The sequence below is a fragment of the Paraburkholderia sp. BL10I2N1 genome, from assembly GCF_004361815.1.
Lineage (GTDB): Bacteria > Pseudomonadota > Gammaproteobacteria > Burkholderiales > Burkholderiaceae > Paraburkholderia.
On sequence record NZ_SNWA01000002.1, the window covers coordinates 131,851 to 152,884 of the forward strand.

The following is a 21,034-nucleotide window of genomic DNA, read 5'->3' on the forward strand; positions in this document are numbered from 1 at the left end:
GGTTGCATTCTCTATACAACTTCGCCACGTGCCCATCTCCAGTTGCCCTGGGAGATCGTCCCGCGGAGGGATTCCTGAACGTCGCGCATCAACGCGAATCGGTGGTTTTGTCCAGGTCGCAGGTGGAAGGCAGCAGAACTTGTTATCGTCCGCTATTTGCGCAGGGGTTTCAAACCTGCGCGGACCTCTTCGGCAAATAATTGCGGCTGTTCCCATGCCGCAAAGTGTCCGCCCTTATCGAGCCTGTTGTAATAGATGAGGTTGTGATACGCGCGCTCTGTCCAGCTCCGCGGGGCCTGATAGTTCTCGCGGGGAAAGACGCTCACGGCAGCCGGGACCGACACATCGGCGGCACCTATGAAGTTGAAGTGAGACTCCCAATAAAAGCGCGCCGCGGAAACCCCCGTGTTCGTCAACCAGTAGAGGGTGATGTCGTCGAGGACGTCGTTCCGTGTCAGCTCGCCTGCGGATTCTCCATTGACTGGGCGCCCGAACACGGCCGAAGTCAGTGCTGCCGCCGGCTGAACATACCCGTCACCATGATCGAGAAGCCAGCTTGCCAGTCCAACGGGCGAGTCCGCCAGTCCGTAGAGCGTTTGCGGGCGTGTCCCCATCTCCAACGCGTAGGCGCGTCGTTTCCTGGCCGCACTGCTCAGCTGCTCGTAAGCGTGCTTCTCGTCGTCCGAAAGGCCGGCTGGTACCGGATCGCCGGCTTGAAGCGCCTTGGCAATCTCGGGTGGAACAGTCGCGGGGAAGTTGACGTGAATGCCCAGCAATTCCGGCGATGCCTGCCTCGCCATCACGTTTGCCACCACGCCACCGAGATCGCCGCCTTGCGCCGCAAATTGCGCGTATCCAAGGCGCTTCATCAGCACAACCCAGGCACGTGCAGTGCGCTCCGGACCCCAGCCGGTCTCCGTAGGTTTGCCGGAAAAGCCGTAGCCCGGCAAAGATGGAATGACCAGATGAAAAGCATCCGACGCGCTCGCGCCATATGCAGTGGGATTGGTCAGCGGATCGATGATCTTGAACTGCTCGATGACCGAACCGGGCCAGCCGTGCGTGACGATGAGCGGCATCGCGTTGTCATGTTTCGAGCGAACGTGGATGAAATGAATGTCCAGCCCATCGATTTCGGTCACAAAATTCGGCAGGGAGTTGAGTTTCGCCTCGACCTTGCGCCAGTCGTAATCGGTTGCCCAATGGCGCGCGAGTTCCTGAATCATCGCGAGCGGCACGCCTTGCGAGTCATCCGTGACCGTCTCGCGGTCAGGCCACCTCGTCGCCTTGATGCGTCTTCGCAAGTCGATGAGTTGCGCTTCAGGCACATGCACACGCAGTGGACGAATAGCGGTCGTGTCACCGCCCGTCGCCGGGGCAACTTCAGTGATCGCCTGATTCGTTTCCGCAAAAGCGAGCTGACTCAATGAGCCCGCGGCAAGGGTCGCCGCTGCCACGCCAATGAAGCGACGGCGCGACGGGGTTTGGGGAGGGATATCGTTTGGCATGCGAGTTCCTGATGGCAATAAGGCCAGGTTGTCGAAAGCAGCCAGGTTGCCGAAAAGATAGCAACGCCGCGTGCGGTGGAGCAGAACTGACTCCGCCGCCCTGGCAGCACGCTTGCCGAAGAAGGATTCCGGCAGCCGCGCGCAGCGTCAATCGTGGGCAATACTTGACCTCACTGGCGCGCTCGATCCAATCAATCGCCACCCAATCGCGCGAGCCATTGGAGACATCCTCGATGCAGAGCACGCCCGGTATGCTCGTATTGGAACGCGCGAATGTATCTCGCCTGTTTCCAGGAAAGACGATTTGTGCAAGCGCGTGTATCAAACCACCCAGCAGATACATTGCTATACAAAGAAAAACCGTGTTAGCGCATGCAGCGGATCGCCCCTCCTCGTATGGGTGCCACATCGCACTTGAGCGGATAGGCAGGTCTGACGGCATAGAGAGTGCAGCGCGTGATACTTCGGCAATGAACTGCATCTAGCCGCCACGATCATCCGAACCGGAAGCCAGAGCGGGCTCGGTCTGGCTCCATCCGCCGCCCAACGATCGATACAACGCCACGGCGGCAAGTGCATGCTCCCGCTTCGCCTGGTTCAGTTGCTCCGAATCCTGCAGATAGGCTTGCTGCGCCGTCAGAACATCGAGGAAATCGGTTGCACCGCCTTTGTACAGCTGGTTCGCAAGCTTCAGCGACTGGTCAGAGGCCCCGAGTGCATCGGTCAAACGTTGCGTTGCTTCCGTCGTGCTGACCAGGTCGCTGCGTGTGTCCTCGACTTCCTTGAGCGCCTGAAGCATGGTCTGCTGCAGGTTCAGTTGCGATTCGAGCATCTTGCTCTCGCTTTGCTGGATCTCAGCGGTAATCCGGCCGGCGTTGAAGATCGGGCTGGTGGCGCCGAGCGCCGCGTTAAAGAGGTTGTCGGTCAACGTCGGCATGCCAAGATACGACGCCGCGAGCAGGCCGTCAGTGAGATTCAACCGGAACTTCGGATAGCGATCCGCCCGCGAGACGCCGACTTCCGCCGCCCGCTGTTCAACCGTGGCGTAGGCAGCCAGGACGTCCGGGCGGCGCAGCAACGCCTCCGATGGCAAGGTCTGCGGCGCTGTGTCTGTCGGGATGGGAATGGGGCCTGGCGTCCCCAGCAACAGCTTGTCGACCGATTCCGGCGTGCGGCCCGAATACACCGCGATCAGGCTCAACTGGTGCTGAATCGTCGACTGGGTGGGTGCGAGTCGGGCCTGCAACTCGCTCAACTGGTTTTGCGCGCGAGCCACGTCCAGCTGAGTCGACAAACCGTACTTGAGACGCTCCTGCGTGAGTTGCAAGGCACGCTGACGGATCACGACGTTGTTCTGGAGGATCTTCAACTCCGTTTGCGCCCAGCGCAGATCGACATAGGCCGACGCCGTATTGGCCGCAAGTGCGAGCCTGAGTTCATCCGTCGTATGCTGCTGCCCTACCAGTTGTGCCTGGGATGCGAGCAGTTCCAGCCGCTCTCCGCCAAATACGTCCGGCGTCCAGCTCAGTGCGAGGCCGACTCCCGCCTGCCGGACGTACCCCAGTGGCGGCGGCGTGTTGATCTGGCTGTTCGACGCTGTGGCGGTCGCGTCGAGTTGCGGAAGAAGCGCTGCGTGCTTTTGCGTCGTGATCGACTGTGCCTGCTTGACACGTTCGACCGCGGCCTGCAGATCCAGGTTGTCGGTCAGCACCGACGCCACCAGATCACGCAGCACCGGGTCGCCGAACTGCGACCACCAGGTCGTCGCATCGACGGCATCCTTCGGTGCTTCGACGCTCCACTCCACCGGCGCGACGGTCTTGACTGTGTCCGGCAGGTTCTGGTGCGTTGCGGGTTGGACCGCACAGGCTGCCATTGAAAGGCAGGCCATGATTTCGATAATGAGCTTTTTCATGATTGACCTCAGTGCGCATCCGGAGGAGGCGCAGCGTTAGAGATATGCTTGGCGAACGCGACACTGACGATTGCTACGAGGAAGCACAGCGACAGCACGTAGAAGGTGTCGGAATACGTCAGTACCAGCGCTTCGCGCAATACGAGCGAGTGCAGACTGGCGAGTCCCGATTGCGCCGCGTTCAGCGCATCACCGGCTACGGACTGCAGGTGCACGGTCTGGCCCGAGAGCATTGAGTCCACTTCCGGTCGCCCCACAGTGACGCTTTCATTGAGCCGCAGATAGTGAAAGTTCAACCGGTCGTTGAGCATCGTTGCGCTAACCGCGATGCCGATCGCGCCGCCGAGATTGCGCATCAGATTGAACAGCCCGCTTGCCGACTTCAGCCGCGATCGCGGCAGCGAGCCGAGCGCCATCGTCACGATCGGCGGGATGGAGAACTGCTGGCCGATACCGCGCAACGCCTGCGGCAGCAGCTATTGCTGCCAGCCCCAGTCGTGGGTCAACGGTACATACAGATAGCAGCCGAGCCCGAAGCACACGAGACCGAACAGCAGCATCAGGCGCATGTCGACATATTTGGATACCACTCCGTAGACGACGAGCGCGAGCATCTGGAATACGCCGACCGAGAGCAACGCCATGCCGATCTGTAGCGAGCTGAGTCCCCGCACGTCGCTCAGGAACTCCGGTGTGAGGAACACTGCAACAAAGATCCCAATGCCCGTGATAAAGGAAAGCAGACTGCCAATGCCAAAGTTCCTGACCAGCAATGCACGCAGATCGACGATGGGGTCCCTCGCCGTCAGCGCGTGCACGATGAAGAGAAACCCGCAGATCGCGGATATCCACGCACAGGCAACGATCACGTGGTCACCGAACCAGTTCTTGCGCGGCCCTTCTTCCAGCACATACTCCAGGCACCCCAGAAAGCCCGACATCAGAAGCATGCCGGGATAGTCGCCCTTCCTGAGCAGCGACAGGTCCGGCTTGTCGATATGGACATACTTCGGAACCAGCGCCGCAACGACAACGCCAGGCACAAGGTTCAGGTAGAACAGCCAGTGCCACGACCACTGATCGGTGATCCAGCCGCCGATCACGGGGCCCAGCGTCGGCGCCAGCGAGGCGAGCGCCCCGATGGTGGTCGATGCGATCAGCCGTTGCTTGCCCGGGAAGAGCACGAATGCCGTCGTGAACACCGTCGGAATCATGGCCGCGCCCAACGCACCCTGAAGGCCGCGAAACACGATGATCGAGTTGATGTCCCACGCCATGCCGCACAGCATGCTGGTGAGCGTGAAACCGACCGCTGACGCCACGAACAGCCAGCGCGTCGAGAACACTTTCGAGAGCCAGCCTGACATCGGGATCACGAGAATCTCCGCGATCAGGTAGGCGGTCTGGACCCACGACAGTTCGTCCTGACTGGCGGAAAGTCCGCCGCCAATATCCTTCAGTGAGGACGCGACGATCTGGATGTCCAGTGACGCCATGAAGAACCCCAGACACATGAGCGCGAATGCAAACACGCGCTGCCGCATGGGCTGTGAAGCTGGGTCGAGAGGGAGGGAGGTCGTCATGATGTTCGCCTTGAGTGCGCTCATTGACCGCTCGCGGTCTGCGCCGTTTTGTCGAGGTGCACCTTGACGGTTGCCGACAGGCCGGGACGCAGCACCGCTTCCATGCCGCTCGGCACATTCAGGCGGATCCGTACGGGAACGCGTTGCACGATTTTGGTGAAATTTCCCGTCGCGTTTTCCGGGGGCAGCACGCTGAAAGTCGCGCCGGTTGCGGGGGCAAGACTCTCGACATAGCCATGTACCGGTACACTCGATGCGTCGAGTTCGACATCCACCTTGTTGCCCACGCGCATCTTCTTCAACTGGTCTTCCTTGAAGTTCGCGTCCACCCACAAATCGGTAGAAGGCACCACGGTGAGGAGCGAGGCGCCGGTGTTGGCAAGCATGCCTACCCGACCGGTGCGATTGCCGATGTAGCCATCGACCGGCGAGCGGATCGTCGTGTATTCCACGTTGAGTTCAGCTACGCGCTGGGCTGCCAGTGCCGTGTTCACGCTAGCCTGCGCGTCGATAATCTGCGCGTCGAGCACCTCCAGTTCGCGCTTTGCGGCGAGTACCTGAGCATCGCTGCCCTGCACGGCTGCCTGCGCCTTCGAAAAGTCCGCGTTTGCGCGCTCGACGAGCTGATTCGACACAGCATCGTCCTTCACCAGTTCGCGATAACGGCTCTGGTCCTGCGCGGACCGCGTCAACTCTGCGGAGGACGCACGCTCTTCCGCCTCGTGCTGACTGATCACCGCGGTCTGGAGCACCCACTTCGCCTGGAGTTCCGCCACCGCCGCGCGCGCACCTTCGACTTCAGCCGTGGTCTGCGCGAGCTTTGCGTCGTAGTCGCGCGAATCGAGCCGGACCAATACCTGGCCCGCCTGAACGCGCTGGTTGTCCTGCACGAGGATGTCCGTGATGAAGCCGTCGACTTTCGGGGCCATCACCGTGACGTTTCCACTTACATAGGCGTCGTCGGTCGATTGCTCGAAGCGCAGCACGAAATACCAGTAACCCGCTGCGGCGGCCAGCACCACCGCGACGGCGCCGACAGCCAGTTTCATCCACGGGACGCGCGGCGTCTGGGTGCTTGCTGCTGCCGGCGGCGCGGGAATGACTGAAGCGGGCGTGGAGGGAGAAGTCGTCATGGTTTCACCTGTGCATATACACTAAAAAATGGAAGAACGGATTTGCTGCACGATCCAGCATCGAATGGTTGTTCAGGTTTTTGAAACGTCGCGCGTGATGCGGAACAGTTCGCGTCTAAGGTCTGCCGCCTGCTGGAGGCCAAACTTCTGTTCGAACTCGTCCTGGGCTGCGCGCCAATGCACCACGGCCTCGTGGAATTTCATACGTCCGCTACCGGTCAGAACCAGTTGCAGCCGCCGTTTGCCCGGTCCGCTCTGCCCGGTCCGCTCTGCCCGGTCCGCTCTGCCCGTCCGCGACAAAGCCGCGGCGCAACAGTGGGCTGAGTGTGCGAACCAGCGTGGTTCGGTCCATCACCATCGCGTGCGCCAGTTCAATCATCGTCAAACTGGGCTCTCGCCCCAGCGCAGCAATGATGCTGAACTGCGTGGGCGTGACGTCGACTTCCGACAGATGCCGCTCGTAAAGCGGCGAAATGTACCGCGCAGCCTGGCGGAGAGCGAAGCAATCGTCGTGTTCGGGTGATTTGATGTGCATACGCACAGAATAGAGTTGCCGACACCGGCAATCAATGCTCGCCAACGCATCTATTTATAACGGCGGCGAGAAGAATCGGGAGCCTGACGGGGCCGCGCCGGCCTCGTTGACGTCGGGACCCTGCGAGATCGGGCGAATCCTCAGACTTTAAGAGCGGGCGCCTTCGGCGTGTCTGTCACATCTTCAAAGAACGCCGCGGCATGCTCGACAAACACGCTCACCTTCGCCGGCAGCAGAGTTCGGGTGTTGTACGCGAGCCGGATTTCGATCGCGCCGTCGACGATTTCAAATTCATCGAGAATCGTTACGAGCCGCCCAGAGGACAGCTCTGCCTGCGCCAGCGCGGCCGGCACGACGCCGATGCCAAATCCTTCCAGCACCATTTCCTTGTTGAAAACGGCATTGTTCGAAGCGATGTCGAATTTCAGCGGAATGGCCAGTTCTTCCTCTCCCAAACCAAAGGTCAAAACGGGCTTGCGAAGTGACGGCGATATGGCCACGAACGTATGTTCCGCCAGTTCTGACGGATGTCTGGGCTGCGAACGAGCTTTCAGGTAAGCCGGGGAAGTGACGATGGCGAGGGGCATGCGTTCCAGAAGCCGTGTGACCGTCGTGTCGCTGCTCAACATGAAGGGCAGCACTACCCCTAAGCCGGACGAGCCGGAACCAAACAGGTAGTACGATGCGTAGCCATATAGCCAGCCGATGCCGAAGTGAACCATGAAGGCCGATCTGATTGAGCGTTACGCGGCGAATCTGTACGGCGTGCTGTCGTGCTTTGACCGAATCCTGATCACGGGCACGCTGCCTGGCGCGTGCTACGCAGCGGGCATGACGAGTTTTCTGAACGCCAACGGCATTCGCCTATTCGACTACGCCAGGTTCGCCGAACCGCTGCGCGAACGCATCCGTGTGCGCGCGCAAGAGGTCTGCGCTGCCGCCGGCATCGAGATTGAGCACGTCAACAAGAGCCACATCCGCAAGGAAGATCTGGTGGCACGCGTGCTGCAGGGGCGTGGCGATGCACCCGGGCTGGTGCACGTCATCTCGGCGATGGAGGCCTGCCCGAGCTACAAGCCGTGGCACGACAAGAGCAGCGGCAAGACCTACCTGCGCCCCGAGACGGGCAAGTGTCTGCACTACTACTTCTACTTCATCGATGACGAACTCGGGCTGTGCTACCTCAGGGTCCCGACCTGGGCACCGTTCGGCTTGCAGTTCTACTGCAATGGCCACGGCGCCGTGGCCCGTGCGCTCAAGCGCGAGGGCATCGGGTTCGTGCAGGCCGACAACGCCTTTTTGCGCATTGCCGATATGGACCGTGCACAGGCCATCGCCGACGCGCTGAGCCCCGATATGCTGCATGAGCGACTGGACCGCTACGCGCAGTGGCTGTGCCCGGTGCTCGACGTGTTCGGCCAGACCTACCACTGGAGCCTGCGGCAGGCCGAGTATTCCACTGACCTGATGTTCCGCAGCCAACAGACGCTGGTGCCGCTGTACGACGTGCTGTCGCGTCAGGCGGTGCTGGCCGCGCACGCCGGGAAAGTAGCCGGCTTCCTGGGCAAGAAGGTCACGCCGCAATTGGCGCAGGAGATCGGCTCGCGGCTGTCCACCCGCATCGAGGGACGCTGCATCAAGCACCATATGGGCGTTGCCAGCGTCAAGGTTTACGACAAGTTCTCCCATGTGTTGCGGATAGAAACCACCATCAACGACGTGAGCTTCTTCAAACACCACCGCAAGGTGGAACACAGGAATGGCCAAAGCACCTACGAACTCGCAGCGTTGAGGAAAACCATCTACAGCCTGTTCGACCTGCGCGAGATCATGCTGGGCTGCAACCAGCGCTACCTCGCGTTTTTGTCGAGTCTGGATGACCCCAGCGCAGGTGAGCGCGACCTTCAACGTTTGAGCCAGTCCCGCGTGGGCAGTAATGAGCGCAGGGTCAAAGGACTCAACTTCTTCAACGGCGGCGAGCAAGCACTGCTGCGTGCCTTGCAGCGCGGCGAGTTCAACGTGCATGGCCTGCGCCGTGCCGATCTGGCCAGGCATGTGGACATGAGCGCCCCGGTGCTGTCCCGACAGCTCTCGCGACTGCGCACACTCGGCTTGATCAAGAAGGTGGCCCATACCTACCGCTACTACCTCACGCGTCTGGGCCGCGCCGCCATCGCTGCTGCCTGTTCTCTCACCCGTTTCAACATCGTTCCAATTCTGGCCGCAGCACACTGAAGTCTTCTCACAAATCGCGAAGACTTAACTTTTTAGTTACTAAATCGTAGCCGTCCGCGACCAGATCGACTGGTCGCTCGGTCAGTGTCACGTCGAGACTCACTTTCGGATACTTGCGCTTGAAGGTCGAGATCAACGGCACGAGCCGGTTCACGGTCGCAGTCGTGTGGGCGACAAGCCGAAGTACACCGCTTGGCTCGCGCGTCTGCATCGAAGCATCCGCTTCCAGCGTCTCGAGATCGTCGAGAATCCGGGCGCAGCCTTGATAGAAGTGTTCGGCCGCTTCCGTCAAGGAGACCTGCCGTGTGGTCCGGTTAAATAGACGGCTGCCCAGACGCCGCTCGAGCCCTGCAATAGCCCGCGACACGACCGGGGTGGCGACGCCCAGCATGTCCGCGGCGCGCGTAAAGCTTTTCGCTTCGACGACCGAGCGAAAGACGCGCAAACTCTCGAGATAATCCATATAGCACCTTCGACAGGCTCATGAGTGATCGGATCGCCCGCGCGCCGATCCATGCATTCGGTCCTGGCGCTTTCCCTGTTCCGGATCGCCGTTTCCTCAACTACTCCTGGATTGCGGCAATGGTGCGTGACCGTATCTGAACATGCCTCAGAGTACGCGGTTCTTTTCGTGCGGTGGAATAACGCACCTGGTTATTTTGTAAATGGACAGTTGTATGACGCGGAGAAGCAGAATATTGCAACTGTGCCTGCCGATCGCCATGCCTCGACAAATCCGACAACGGGTCGCATCGCTTCGCCCGCGTTCAGTGCGCGGCGGTCGCCGATGCGTCCGCGCCACCCGAGCCCGCACGTTCAGGTTTCGTGATCTGGAAGAGTGCGATCAACAACACAAAGATGCCGGCCGCACATAGGAGAGGTTGTTTGCGCCGAACTGTGCCGCCTGCTGCGTGATCGACTGGTTCACCGCGCCGTAGGCCTGCTGCCGCTATCTCCTACGATGGTCATGCGCCTGCACAGCATGCCTGGGCCTGGATGTCACCACCGTTCTGACAGGACAAACGCGTGAGCCTGGCAGAGCGTGTTCGAATCCTTTAGAGCGCGATGCCGGCTTAGCCTGGTTAGGGACGCGCGAGCGAGGCCGAGGTGTCCTGATAGGCAACAGGCCCGCCATCGTGGCCGAAGCGCCACGGCGAGCCTGTTTTTAAATGTGGGCGCGCAGGGGTGCCACGCGCTCCTATGGCAATGCCCGGCAACGCGTTGAGTCGCCAGCCATTCGCCAACGTCGGCTTATTGACCGAAGAAAACCGGCTTGATACCGCTGGTGCTTGCGAGACGGCCAGTCTGCGACGATCCACCGACCGCAGGGCCGTAGCCGCTATCTTGCCCAGCAACAGCCGCTTGCCCGGTGGGGACATTCGCCGGGAAATCAACCGTGTTCGCGTTCGCCGGATTGAAGCCAGCCTTTTCGAGCTGGACGATCTCGTCCTGCACCTGTTGACGTGTCACGGGGCCGTTCGACTGTGCAAACGAAGCGACCGGTGCGGCGAGAACGAGAGCGAGGGCAACAGCCTTGACGTGCGATTTCATGATTACCACCTCCAGAGATTGTTTTGTAAGGCGTCTGCAAACACGTTTGCCTGCAGTCGTTGGAGCGAGTCTAGGAGGGGGTAAATCCGGGGTAAATACCTCATTTCTCAATTCACTATTGCCGCCAGCGTGACAATGGAGACGACATTCCGTTGCCGCCCCGGTGATTGGGCACGTCGACCCTCCCGCTCACAATGGCGCGATTGCTCTTTGATGTCGGTATTACGTCCTGCACCCGACCACGGCGCCGGCGAGAGAAACGTTCAGGTTGGGCCGAAAACACTTCCGGCCCAACGTCTCTGCTTCGTTGCCCGCCGCCGGCATACAGACGCTCCAGTGAAGCAGGACGTGTCGTACCCGGGCGAAACGGGCAGAGTCAAAACATTCCCGGGTATCAGGAAGCCAGGTCGGGCGGTAGTTTCCCGCCGTTTGCGGCAAGCGCCTGCATCACCTGCTTGTGCAACCAGATGTTCATGCTGGCCGAGTCGTTCATGTCGCCGGAGTAATTCAGTTCCTGTGCGAGTTGTTTGCGATGCTCCAGGCTGCTGTCGACACCCAACGCCTTCATCGTATCGACGATCGACGTGCGCCAGTTCAACGTCTGACCGCTGTCGCTCACAAACTGGTCCATGACGGCCGCAACGTCGACGTCTGCAAGCGGTGCTGCAGTCGCTGCGGGGGAAGCCGCTTGTGCAACGGCTGGGTCCGGCGTCGGCTCGACAGCGGGCGCTGCCTCATCTGGCTTCGCCTTGCCGAAAAGCTTGTTCACGATAGTTCCGAAAATGCTCACTTGATCCTCCTTGGGGATGGGCACCCGCACAGCCAGCGCAACGCACCTCCTATGCCGGTGCCTTAAGTATGATAGGTCAACTGCGCAGCGCGAAGAATGTTTGACAAATAGTGTCAAATGGGAGTGAATGTCGTTGCGCACCCATCATCATGAAAATGACTCGTTACAATTTTTTGTCATCCTTATCATTTTCAATCTGAACGTCGAATGCGACGGTTGAGCAATCGCGCAGGAGCAGTTTCAAACCTTGTTCGACACGTGTTCTTCCGTGCTGGTCCTTAAAACACCTGACGGAGTTTTCGGTTGGCTTCGGAAGTCACCGTTCATGCTAGGATTTTCCAGAACGCGTACCTTGGCACCTATGTCGCGTCATGTTTTTCGAATTGGGTACGCGAAGGAAGCAGCTGAAGGCATGTGAACGGGCGTCTATCGCAGACATCCGCGCTCCGCTACAGCGGAGCGTTATTCGAGAGTCGGAGCGGGTTGGTCAACACATATCGAACTCCCCCGACCATGATCGAGGATTCATCGCATTCGAAGCCGCGCGCGGCGGATTCCGTGCCCATGTAGAGGGAGGCCAGCATGTGGGAGATGATCGAACACGAAGGCTTTGAAATCTGGGTGCTGCCGATCCTCGCATATGGGCCGTCTGCGCCTGACGCGCTCTATCACTACTCTGGGTACTTATGCCGTCATGGTACAGACGCTCACGTTTTGGGCCAAAGCACGCGCTTCTACGAACTCGTTTCGACATTTCAGAGCGAGGACGAAGCCCGCGACGCCGGGTATCGAGAGGGGCGACGTCAAGTTGACAAGCTTGTCGCCGCCGTCGCATCGCACGTCGAGAAAGGCTGACTTCATAGCCCCCTCACCTTGCTCGCATTCTGCGCGTGATGACGCGACCCGCGTCGCGGTGCCGTCGCCGTTCTGCATAGAGCTGTCGATGTGCAAGCCACCGACGAACGGGACATCAGGGCCGTACACGCCAGGAGTCGGGCGGCGGATTCAATGAGTTGGCAAGCGTGACGTTGTTGCCGCGTCCTTCGTTCGCGTCGTACCTGAACCTGGTGGCACAGGCCGCAACAGTATGATGCTCGACGCCTGCCCTGCATCGCACCTGCCGGTTCGTGAAATAGCGGCAGAGAACGAAACAGGGCGAGCAATGGAATTTCAATCGGCGGGATTCGTTAACAACCGGGTCGGACTGGATCATCGTGGACAGAAAACCTCAACAGATTGATCGCTCCGACAGAGGGCTTTCGTCGGCGTGTTGCCGCCACGATCCCTGGCACCTGAGCTGCGCATGACAAGTTGTCGCCGTTCGATGAGAGGGTTACATTGTTTTCGCGGCTGCACACTCAAATTGTCGTGTAATCGTCTGAATAAAGCGTGTTGAATGGTCAGGCGAAAGAATTCGGAGAATGCTGCAATGTCCAAACGTGCCGAGCTACCGAAATCGGGTGCCGCTGACCCGGATACAGGCGTCAATCTTGCAGTCGATCCGGCGTTGGACACATCGCCTGCGCAGTTCGGACGGCTCGCGCTTTGGGTCGCCTCAGCAAGCGCACTGGCGGTCGGGGTTATGGGGACAGCCGCGTACGGCATCTGGTTCAACCACGACCAGCGTATCTATATCGAGGCGTTGGCGAGCGCGCGACAGGCGCTCCGGATGAGTGTCGCAACGTCCGCAACGCACCAGGCGCCCTCTTCTGACCCCGTGACGCAATCATCACCGCTTCCTGCGCTCGAAACCACGGTTGTCAGCGCTCAGGCCACCCTGCCCGCTTCTTCTGCTCTGTCCGATCAAGGCTCTGCACCTTCTACAGATTCTGCTGCAGCGCAAATGACGACGGCACGGCCTGGTCTGGTGAACTGTGCCAGCCCACAAACCCGACGCCGTTCGACGTCGCCGGTCAGGCCGAACAGCAGAGAATCGAGCCGCACGAGCTCGGCCTTTTATCACGTAAGCTATCGGCATGGCACCGGAAGCCAGCGGGACACCTACGCCCACTGATGATCGACATCGCCCGCGGCATGGCGGCGACAAGCGCGCCCTTCCCATGCGCATCAAGCCGGGGCCAGCGACGATGGCCGGCGCGTCGTTGGCTTGTCTCCTGATTGGGCTTGCATTGCTCGCGTTGCAAGTCAAGGCCATCTATTCTGACCATCTAAAGCAGGAATATATTGGACTCGTTCTCGACGCGATAGAACGCGCGGAAAATGCGCGGAATTCGCTCGGCGTCCTGCAGCGAACGGCCGATGATAATGACACCCAGTCGGAAGGCTATCGACACGCTCGTATCGACCTCGCTGCCCGCGTTGCGACGCTCGCTGCCCTGGTGGATGCGAGCCCGTCCCCTGCACCGCAGATCCCTCGATCCGCGCTTTCGCCCGACGCAAATCCTGATGATACGAAGGTGCTGCTCGACACGGCATCCGCGTATTGGCGTGGGCAGCGCGATCGCGACAGCGCCGATACGCGCACACGTATCCGTCGCATCGCGGACACGCTAATCGTTCTGTCTGCGCTCGTGTTCGGCCTGCTGACCACCGCGCTCGTGATGTATGCAAAGCGCACCCGGCAACTGGCAGGCGAGTCGCACGAATTCGAACACGCCGCGCTGCACGATGCGATGACCGGTCTGCCGAACCGGCGGAAATTGCTTGCCACGCTCGAAGAAAGCGCGGCACGGCCGTTTGACGGTCAAACGCCCTCGCGAATCGCCGTGCTCTATATCGATCTGGACGAGTTCAAACGAGTCAATGACTCGTTCGGTCATCGCGTCGGCGATGAATTTCTGATCGCTGTTGCCAGTCGCTTTCGTCAATCGGTTCGCCTGGTCGACGTCGTGGCACGGATCGGTGGCGACGAGTTTGCCGTGTTGGTCCGTGAGTTTTCGACTGACGCCGAACTAGGTGCAATTGCGCAACGTCTCATCGCCTGCGTGACGCAGACAGACGAACAGTTGGGGATTGGACTTGTCAGGGCCAGCATCGGCATCGCGAGTTTTCCCGATCCCGTCGCAGACTACCGTCGCCTCGTCGCCACGGCCGACGAAACGATGTATCGAGTAAAACGGAACGGCAAGAACGGTTATGCGTTCGCGACACGGGCGAGCTGGTAGAAGCAGTCCTGTCAGCAGGAGCGTCGAAACAGTGCACGGCCGGCACGATACAGGCATGCCTTGACGTCGCGGACATCCTGATCGCTGATCTTCACGATAGCCGTGTACGGCATGGCCGGATACAGGTATTCGCTGTGCCTGCCTCTGCCTTCCTTGACCACGCGATTCACAGGCAAGGTGTCCGCTCAGCGACGACTTTCCTGCTCCGTCGCGGAGGCCTGTCCCGTCTCAACCTCGATGCGATTTCGCCCGGCAAGCTTCGCCCGATAAAGCAGCCCATCGGCGCGCTTCAGCAACGACGAGACGTCAGGCGAGTCCGCGCGCGCCGCAAACGCAATGCCGAAGCTGGCGGTTATCGTAAAGTCCCAGGCCTGCCCGTCGGTCACCTTCGTCCGCGAAAGTTTTTCTTGCAGCCGGTGCGCCGTGCTGACCGCCTGCGCGCGATCCAGCACTTCCATCAGCACGGCGAATTCCTCACCGCCGATACGCGCGACGATGTCTTCCTTGCGCCACGTCTTGCGACACAGATCGGCCACGGCCTGCAATGCGTAGTCGCCTGCTGCGTGTCCGTAGGTGTCGTTGATCTGTTTGAAATGATCGATGTCGAACATGATGAGCGCCAGTTCCGGCTCACGCGCGTCGCGCTTCAGGCACGTCGCTCGCGCGCGCGCTTCAAACGCGCGACGATTCAGCAACTGGGTCAGCGAATCGGTTTCCGCCATCGTCCTGAGTTCGGCGATCAGGCGATGACGTTCCTGCTCGAGCCGGGTTCTCTCGATGTTGTTCGTCTTCAGGATCTGCACGGCGTTGAAGAGTTTCCCGATCTCGCCGCGATACACGTCCAACGGAACTTCTACGGCATGGTCGCCAGTCGCGAGCGCGCGGACGATGCGCGTCGCCTCCACGAACGGCCGGATCACCTGCTCGCGGAACAGCCATACCATCAGCAGCAGGCCGCCCATCAGAACGAGCGCGAGACTTCCGGTGCCGACCAGTAATGCCAGTTCGGTGTCCCGGTGCGAGCGCACCTCGGTTTCGGCAAGATCCAGTACTTCGTCGCGCAGGTCGACGATCGGCCTCATCAGTGGAACGTACTGCTCTGCAAAGAAGCCCGTCGAGAGGCCCGCCCCTTCAGGACGGCGCGCGAGTTCGCGCACCTTCGCAACGTAGGCGAGCCCGTCGCCAAAATACTGCCGCTCGACCTGGACAAAGGCTTTGCGGGCCGGCGCCGGATGATCCTGCACGCGCGGCAGCATCAGCGCGCGCAACTGGTCGATCCGGCCACGCGTCAGTTCGATGGCCAGTTGCTCGCGCTCAGTCAACGGGCGATGCGAAGCCAGTGCGGGAGTGAAGCGCGAGCCGAGCAACCCGGCCTGCTCGCGCAGCGTGGCGGCGAGCCGTGCGACCATCAGGCAGTTCAGCGAATCCGGGTCGCCCTTGACGATTTCGGCGGTACTTGCGTCCGTGACCGAGGAGAATTGCGGAATCACGTCGACCAAGCGGTCGACCGCTTCTTCCAGTTCGCGGTCGGTGCGCTGCGCAAGGGGCTTCTGGATGAGGCGGTCGATGTTCGCGCGGGCGGCGGCCAGGTCGGCCTGAGCCTGCTTTACCGTAACGAGTTTCCCGACGCATTGTGAACAGTCGCTGGCCGCGAGACGGTCGAGCAACTGCCGGAAACGGATGTCGCTATCACGGCGCGCATTGTGTAGCGCAGCCATACGTGCTTCGGGAATCGGCACGTCTTCTCCGAGCACCCCATTGGTGGGGCCGCGCTCAAAGGACACCTTTTCCGCGACAAGCAGCGCGCTGCGATAGGTCTGGAACGCCCGCAGGCCCTGATCGGCGTCGGCATAGGCATGCCACTGGTACGTCAGGAGCCAGCCGGACACCGCGAGAAGCGGAACGCAAAGCGCCGCTGCGATCACGCCGAAGCGCCGATCGATCGACATGGCTGATGAGACAGTTCTAAGCATCGAATCCAGGCACGGGTTATTCAGGCAGACCACTTCGTATCCGCATTTAACGGTACATCGGGAACAAACTTGAACGTGACACCCTCAGGTCGATACCCATTCCGCTGGAGCAGCCCCCTGATGAGGCGAAGCCGTCTGTCGAGGGGCGCCGTCCAGCAAGGCCCACGGCCGTGCCCCAGCGGCGAGCCGCCGTGCACACTTCGCGATAAACGGCGACGAAGACGACCATTATCCGCCCGGGAACCTGGGATCGACAGCGGCGGGCATGGGCCACCCATGGCGTCTCTGGGCGAGGCGTTATGGTATCGGACACAGGGTGAGGCCGCCCAGGATTTTTGCACTGTTCACTAGCGGGCGCACAACGATGACCTCGATTCGCTGGCTTTGGTCTGACGTTTGCGGGTCTAATGGGCTGTCAACTGCCATTAGTACCGGGAGCCGATTTTCAATCAGCGATTGATGACGGGCTGACCGGTCAAGCGGCAGTGACAGCCTGCGTCGACTCAAGGCTCGTGGCCCGGTGTCTCGCGGCCGGCGGGGACCCGCGCAAGAGCGGGCGGGTCTGTTCGGTTGTGTGATCATCGCGCATCGATCGAGATGCCGGCGAGCGTCACTTCGGACTTTAATGCTGCCCGGCGTTCAGCAGCATCCACATCCGTCGCGCCGGCGGGCCGGCCAGCAGCCGTGCGAATACCGCACCGCAACGCACACACGTGTAGTGCTGCTCGACTGTCGCGTCTTTGACGCCACCACTGCCATTGAGCGTCAGCGTGTCGTGCGGCTCGGCATGAGCGGGCTGCCCATAAAGATCCGCGCACGGCGTGCACGGTTGAATCCAGAGTTCCATTTTTTAGTCAGGACAGATGTGCTGCACCACCGGCCCAAGGCTCGCGAAACAGCTGTGTGGGAACACGATCATGAAAGCGGCCAGGACGGGTCAAGCCATTGCGCCCCGTCTGTTGTCGAAGCTTACGCCACCGAGCACACCTGCTGCCAGTGAATTCAGCGGAGAGCCTCGCTGTAAGGTCGTTGATCTCACGCCACGATATGATAATTTTCAAACCGTGAGGCACAATCTAACCCCGGATACTGACCGTGTCGGCCAACGGGCCGCGGCCCCGGGGTTGATCCGGAACGGGGCGGGTGTTCGATTTGAGCCGACAGCATGGCGGCACGAGCACCACCGGATGATCGATCCAGCCGGCCGCTGCCTGCACACGGAATGATGGCATTCTCCGAATTCAAGGCTTTTTCGACGGGTTTTCATGAAACGACAACGCCCGCAAGCGCCGAGTTTTCTCCGGGACCATTCCCATCCGGTCTGGCGGGACGTTGCCGTCACGTCGATGCCCGTTGCAATGCTATTCGCGGTGGTGATTGCGCTGGTCGTCTGGCTGGTGGATCCTGCTCCGCCGCGAACGATCACGATGAGCGCAGGGCCGCACGACAGTTCGTTCATGCAGACGGCCAACGAGTACAGGAAGATTCTCGCACGCAACGGCGTCACGCTGAAGGTGCTGGAATCCGATGGATCGGTGCAGAACCTGCAGCGGCTTCTCGATCCCAAGGCGCACGTCGATCTCGCACTGGTTCAAGGCGGCGTGTCGGAGGGGTTGGATACGTCTTCGCTCGTATCGCTCGGCAGCGTTTTCTATGTCCCTCTCGTGGTTTTTGTTCGCGGCAGGGACATTACCCAACTGTCGCAACTGGATGGCAAGCGAATTGCGGTCGGCCGCGAGGGCAGCGGCACGCGCATGCTGTCGCTCAGCCTGCTCGCGGCTAACGGCATCGAACCTGGCGGCGGGACCACGCTGTTGCCGCTCGACGGCCTGCAGGCCGCGACGGAACTGGTTGCCGGCAACGTCGACGCCGCCATGCTGAGCGGCGATTCCGCCACGCGTGCGCTGATGCTGCGACTGCTCGGCATTCCCGGCATCTCCGTGATGACTTTCACGGAAGCGGACGCTTATACGCGCCTCTTTCCTTATCTCGACGTGATCGAACTGCCGCGCGGTGTTCTCGATCTCCGAAGAAAGATACCGTCGGAGACAGTCCACCTGATCAGCCCGGTTGTCGAGATCGTGGCTCGGCCCAACCTGCATCCGGCGATATCGGACCTGCTCATCGAAGCGGCGCAGGAAGTCCATGGCATGCCGGGGCTGCTGCAACGCGCCGGACAGTTTCCCAATCCGCTCACGCGGGATTACCGCCTCAGCGACGATGCCGAGCGCTACTACAAGTCGGGGAAAAGCTTCCTTTACCGCAGCCTGCCCTTCTGGCTGGCAAGCGTCGCAGACCGCCTGCTGGTTCTTCTGCTGCCGATCGCGGTGCTGCTTTTCCCCGCGTTACGAATGATCCCCTTGCTGTATCGCTGGCGCGTGCGTTCGAGGATCTATCGATACTACGGGAAACTGATCGCCATCGAGCGCGCCGCATTACGTGGCACGGCCGAAGCAGAACGGCAGGCGCTCCATGCGGAACTCGACAGGATCGAAGAGTCGCTCAACACGTTGCGCATGCCGCTCGCTTACGCGGACGCTTTCTATGTGCTTCGCGAGCACGTTGGCTTCGTGCGCGCGCATCTGGATGAAGGGACGCACGCGGCAGGCACGCATCCACAATCCACGACGCGCGCCGTCTAGACAACGGCCGCCGCTATCGTGGCGAAAGGCACTGGCTCACACCGCGGCGACGCCGACGTAGTTTTCCGCCATCGCCGTGGCCGCGGCGCGCGATGTCGTGACGTGCTCCAGTTCGGCGACCTGAAGCTTCTGCTCGAAAGGCGAAGCGTCGTCGAGCCGGTGCATCATGCGCGTCATCCAGTACGAGAAATGCTCGGCGCGCCAGATTCGCTTCAACGCGGTTTCGCTATACCTCTCGAGCAGATCGCTGCGATTCTCGACGTAGAACGTGCGCAATGCCTCCGTCAACACCCGCACGTCGGCGACCGCCAGATTCAGGCCTTTGGCGCCAGTCGGCGGCACGATGTGTGCGGCGTCACCTGCGAGGAACAACCGTCCATGCTGCATCTTCGTCGACACGAAGCTGCGCATGCCAACGATGTTCTTCTGGAAGATCCTGCCTTCCACGACCTGCTGGCCGTCCGCCGAATCGACACGTGCATGCATCTCGGCCCAGATCCGGTCATCCGACCAGTTATCGACTGAATCCTTCGGGTCGCACTGAAAGTACATGCGCTGGACGTTCGGCGAGCGCGTGCTGACCAGCGCAAAACCACGTTCGTGCCGCGCGTAGATCAATTCGTCCGACGACGGCGGCCCTTCGCAAAGAATGCCGAACCAGCCGAACGGATAGACGCGTTCATAGTCGTCGCGCAAAGCCTGCGGAATCGCGGCACGCGACATGCCCTGCGATCCGTCACAACCAATCACGAAGTCGCATTGCAGTTCGCACGCTTCGCCTTCATGCCGATAGCGGATCGAGGGTGAATCGGTATCGATGCCATGCAGCGACGTGTCGGATACGCCGAACACCAGCGCCCCGCCGGCAGCGACGCGGGCGGCGACCAGATCCTTGATCACTTCATGCTGCGCATAGACCGTGATCGCGTGGCCGGTGAGCCCGCTCAGGTCGATGCGGCGCCGCTTGCCTTCGAACGCGAGTTCGAAGCCATGGTGCAGCGCACCTTCCGTCTGCATCCTGGCGCCCACGCCAGATTCGGTGAGGAGGTCCATCGTGCCCTGTTCAAGCACGCCGGCGCGAATGGTGGATTCGATTTGCTCGCGGCTACGGGATTCGAGTACGACCGACTCGATGCCGCGCAGATGAAGAAGATGGGAAAGAAGGAGGCCTGCCGGCCCGGCACCGATGATGCCAACCTGAGTGCGCATGAGTTGTCTCCTGAATGCGGCGATTAATCTGTGCGCCAGTGTGCCGACCCTCTGGCGTATCGTGCAATCCGATATCGCGCATAAGTACTATCTGGATTCAAGATAAAGGTACTCACCGGACGGAGACCAGGTTTTGAACGCTCACGCTTATGAAGCTGATCGGCGCGCGCAAACGGACTCTTTTTTTTCGGTGAAGATCGCGCTGAACGGCACCGAGTGCCCTTGCCCCGTGACATCGCATTCGTCGGGGGTTCGCGCGTTCGAAATGGCATCGTCCACATTCCGTCGCAGCATTAAAATCGCGCTACACGTCCCGGACCCATGGCGATTGGCCGGGTCAATGCTGACCTCATCTGGAGAGTAACCTCATGCGACAAGCGATCCGCCACATGACTGTGGAAGCGCCCGGACGCGGGCTCGTGGAGATCACCTCGAATGTGCGCCGATTCGTGAGCGAACAGTTGATGCAGACCGGGCTCCTGACACTGTTCTGCCGGCACACATCCGCGTCGCTGCTGATTCAGGAGAACGCCGACCCGTCCGTACGGCGCGACCTGGAAGCGTATTTTGCGACGCTTGCGCCGGAAGATCCCGAGCGTTACGAGCACGACACCGAAGGCGCCGACGATATGCCCGCCCACCTTCGTACTGCGCTCACGCAGGTGCAACTCTCGGTGCCGGTCGAACGCGGGCAAATGGTGCTCGGCACCTGGCAGGGCATCTATCTGTTCGAGCATCGGCGTGGAACGCAACGGCGCGATGTTGTCCTGCACCTGATCGGAGAGTGAAGCCAGGTCCGCACGAGTTGCAGCGCATCGATGTGCCCGGGTTCGCG

Annotated in this window: 15 protein-coding genes and 4 pseudogenes; 5 read left to right on the plus strand and 14 right to left on the minus strand. The window is 60.9% G+C overall.

Going from position 1 to position 21,034, the window contains the following annotated elements; all coding sequences use genetic code 11:
* Positions 1–152: 152 nt before the first annotated feature.
* From B0G77_RS22525 to B0G77_RS22550, 6 genes and pseudogenes are all read right to left on the minus strand, one after another.
* Entirely contained in the window at positions 153–1,508 is a 1,356-nt protein-coding gene (locus B0G77_RS22525) for an epoxide hydrolase family protein (protein ID WP_133664337.1), read from the minus strand.
* Positions 1,509–1,989: 481 nt separating this feature from the next.
* Positions 1,990–3,423: an efflux transporter outer membrane subunit gene (locus tag B0G77_RS22530; RefSeq protein WP_133664338.1), complete on the minus strand. Its 1,434-nt coding sequence runs from the start codon at positions 3,421–3,423 to the stop codon at positions 1,990–1,992.
* Positions 3,424–3,431: 8 nt separating this feature from the next.
* Positions 3,432–5,006: pseudogene (locus B0G77_RS22535) on the minus strand (DHA2 family efflux MFS transporter permease subunit).
* Positions 5,007–5,026: 20 nt separating this feature from the next.
* Positions 5,027–6,139, minus strand: coding sequence for an HlyD family secretion protein (locus B0G77_RS22540; protein WP_133664339.1), 1,113 nt, complete (start codon positions 6,137–6,139; stop codon positions 5,027–5,029).
* A gap of 72 nt (positions 6,140–6,211) precedes the next feature.
* Positions 6,212–6,674 (minus strand): annotated as a pseudogene (locus B0G77_RS22545) (MarR family transcriptional regulator).
* A gap of 140 nt (positions 6,675–6,814) precedes the next feature.
* On the minus strand, positions 6,815–7,396 hold the full coding sequence (locus B0G77_RS22550; protein ID WP_133664340.1) for a LysR substrate-binding domain-containing protein: 582 nt from the start codon (positions 7,394–7,396) through the stop codon (positions 6,815–6,817).
* Here B0G77_RS22550 and B0G77_RS22555 point away from each other — a divergent pair.
* Positions 7,395–8,909: a winged helix-turn-helix domain-containing protein gene (locus B0G77_RS22555; RefSeq protein WP_133664341.1), complete on the plus strand. Its 1,515-nt coding sequence runs from the start codon at positions 7,395–7,397 to the stop codon at positions 8,907–8,909. The two genes, B0G77_RS22550 and B0G77_RS22555, sit on opposite strands and share 2 nt — an antisense overlap.
* A gap of 43 nt (positions 8,910–8,952) precedes the next feature.
* Here the strand turns inward: B0G77_RS22555 and B0G77_RS22560 are convergent.
* From B0G77_RS22560 to B0G77_RS22570, 4 genes and pseudogenes are all read right to left on the minus strand, one after another.
* A pseudogene (locus B0G77_RS22560) lies at positions 8,953–9,372 on the minus strand (LysR family transcriptional regulator); the annotation flags it as partial.
* 304 nt (positions 9,373–9,676) lie between these two features.
* Positions 9,677–9,858, minus strand: a pseudogene (locus B0G77_RS44450) (MFS transporter); the annotation flags it as partial.
* A 302-nt stretch (positions 9,859–10,160) separates the two neighbouring features.
* Positions 10,161–10,460: a DUF4148 domain-containing protein gene (locus B0G77_RS22565; protein WP_133664343.1), complete on the minus strand. Its 300-nt coding sequence runs from the start codon at positions 10,458–10,460 to the stop codon at positions 10,161–10,163.
* A gap of 394 nt (positions 10,461–10,854) precedes the next feature.
* Entirely contained in the window at positions 10,855–11,250 is a 396-nt protein-coding gene (locus B0G77_RS22570) for a DUF3597 domain-containing protein (protein WP_133664344.1), read from the minus strand.
* Positions 11,251–11,832: 582 nt separating this feature from the next.
* Here B0G77_RS22570 and B0G77_RS22575 point away from each other — a divergent pair.
* A complete protein-coding gene (locus tag B0G77_RS22575; RefSeq protein WP_133664345.1) occupies positions 11,833–12,105 on the plus strand; it encodes a hypothetical protein in 273 nt (90 codons plus the stop codon).
* A 1,205-nt stretch (positions 12,106–13,310) separates the two neighbouring features.
* Entirely contained in the window at positions 13,311–14,375 is a 1,065-nt protein-coding gene (locus B0G77_RS22580) for a GGDEF domain-containing protein (protein ID WP_133666818.1), read from the plus strand.
* A gap of 11 nt (positions 14,376–14,386) precedes the next feature.
* Here B0G77_RS22580 and B0G77_RS43380 read toward each other — a convergent pair whose 3' ends face one another.
* The 3 genes from B0G77_RS43380 to B0G77_RS22590 form a co-directional block, all read right to left on the minus strand.
* Positions 14,387–14,545 (minus strand): hypothetical protein, encoded by a 159-nt coding sequence (locus tag B0G77_RS43380; RefSeq protein ID WP_166656252.1) that lies wholly within the window; start codon positions 14,543–14,545, stop codon positions 14,387–14,389.
* Positions 14,546–14,560: 15 nt separating this feature from the next.
* Positions 14,561–16,324 (minus strand): GGDEF domain-containing protein, encoded by a 1,764-nt coding sequence (locus B0G77_RS22585; protein WP_243751167.1) that lies wholly within the window; start codon positions 16,322–16,324, stop codon positions 14,561–14,563.
* A 646-nt stretch (positions 16,325–16,970) separates the two neighbouring features.
* Positions 16,971–17,195, minus strand: a complete 225-nt coding sequence (locus B0G77_RS22590) for a hypothetical protein (protein ID WP_133664346.1) — start codon at positions 17,193–17,195, stop codon at positions 16,971–16,973.
* Positions 17,196–17,613: 418 nt separating this feature from the next.
* Here B0G77_RS22590 and B0G77_RS22595 point away from each other — a divergent pair, with 418 nt between their 5' ends.
* On the plus strand, positions 17,614–18,990 hold the full coding sequence (locus B0G77_RS22595; protein ID WP_133664347.1) for a TAXI family TRAP transporter solute-binding subunit: 1,377 nt from the start codon (positions 17,614–17,616) through the stop codon (positions 18,988–18,990).
* A 36-nt stretch (positions 18,991–19,026) separates the two neighbouring features.
* Here B0G77_RS22595 and B0G77_RS22600 read toward each other — a convergent pair whose 3' ends face one another.
* The gene (locus B0G77_RS22600) at positions 19,027–20,199 is read right to left on the minus strand and encodes a 4-hydroxybenzoate 3-monooxygenase (RefSeq protein ID WP_133664348.1); all 1,173 of its coding nucleotides are present in this window, start codon (positions 20,197–20,199) and stop codon (positions 19,027–19,029) included.
* Between the two features lie 368 nt (positions 20,200–20,567).
* Between B0G77_RS22600 and B0G77_RS22605 the strand changes: the two genes are divergently transcribed.
* Complete coding sequence (locus tag B0G77_RS22605; RefSeq protein ID WP_133664349.1) at positions 20,568–20,987, plus strand: secondary thiamine-phosphate synthase enzyme YjbQ; 420 nt, start codon at positions 20,568–20,570, stop codon at positions 20,985–20,987.
* Positions 20,988–21,034: the final 47 nt, after the last annotated feature.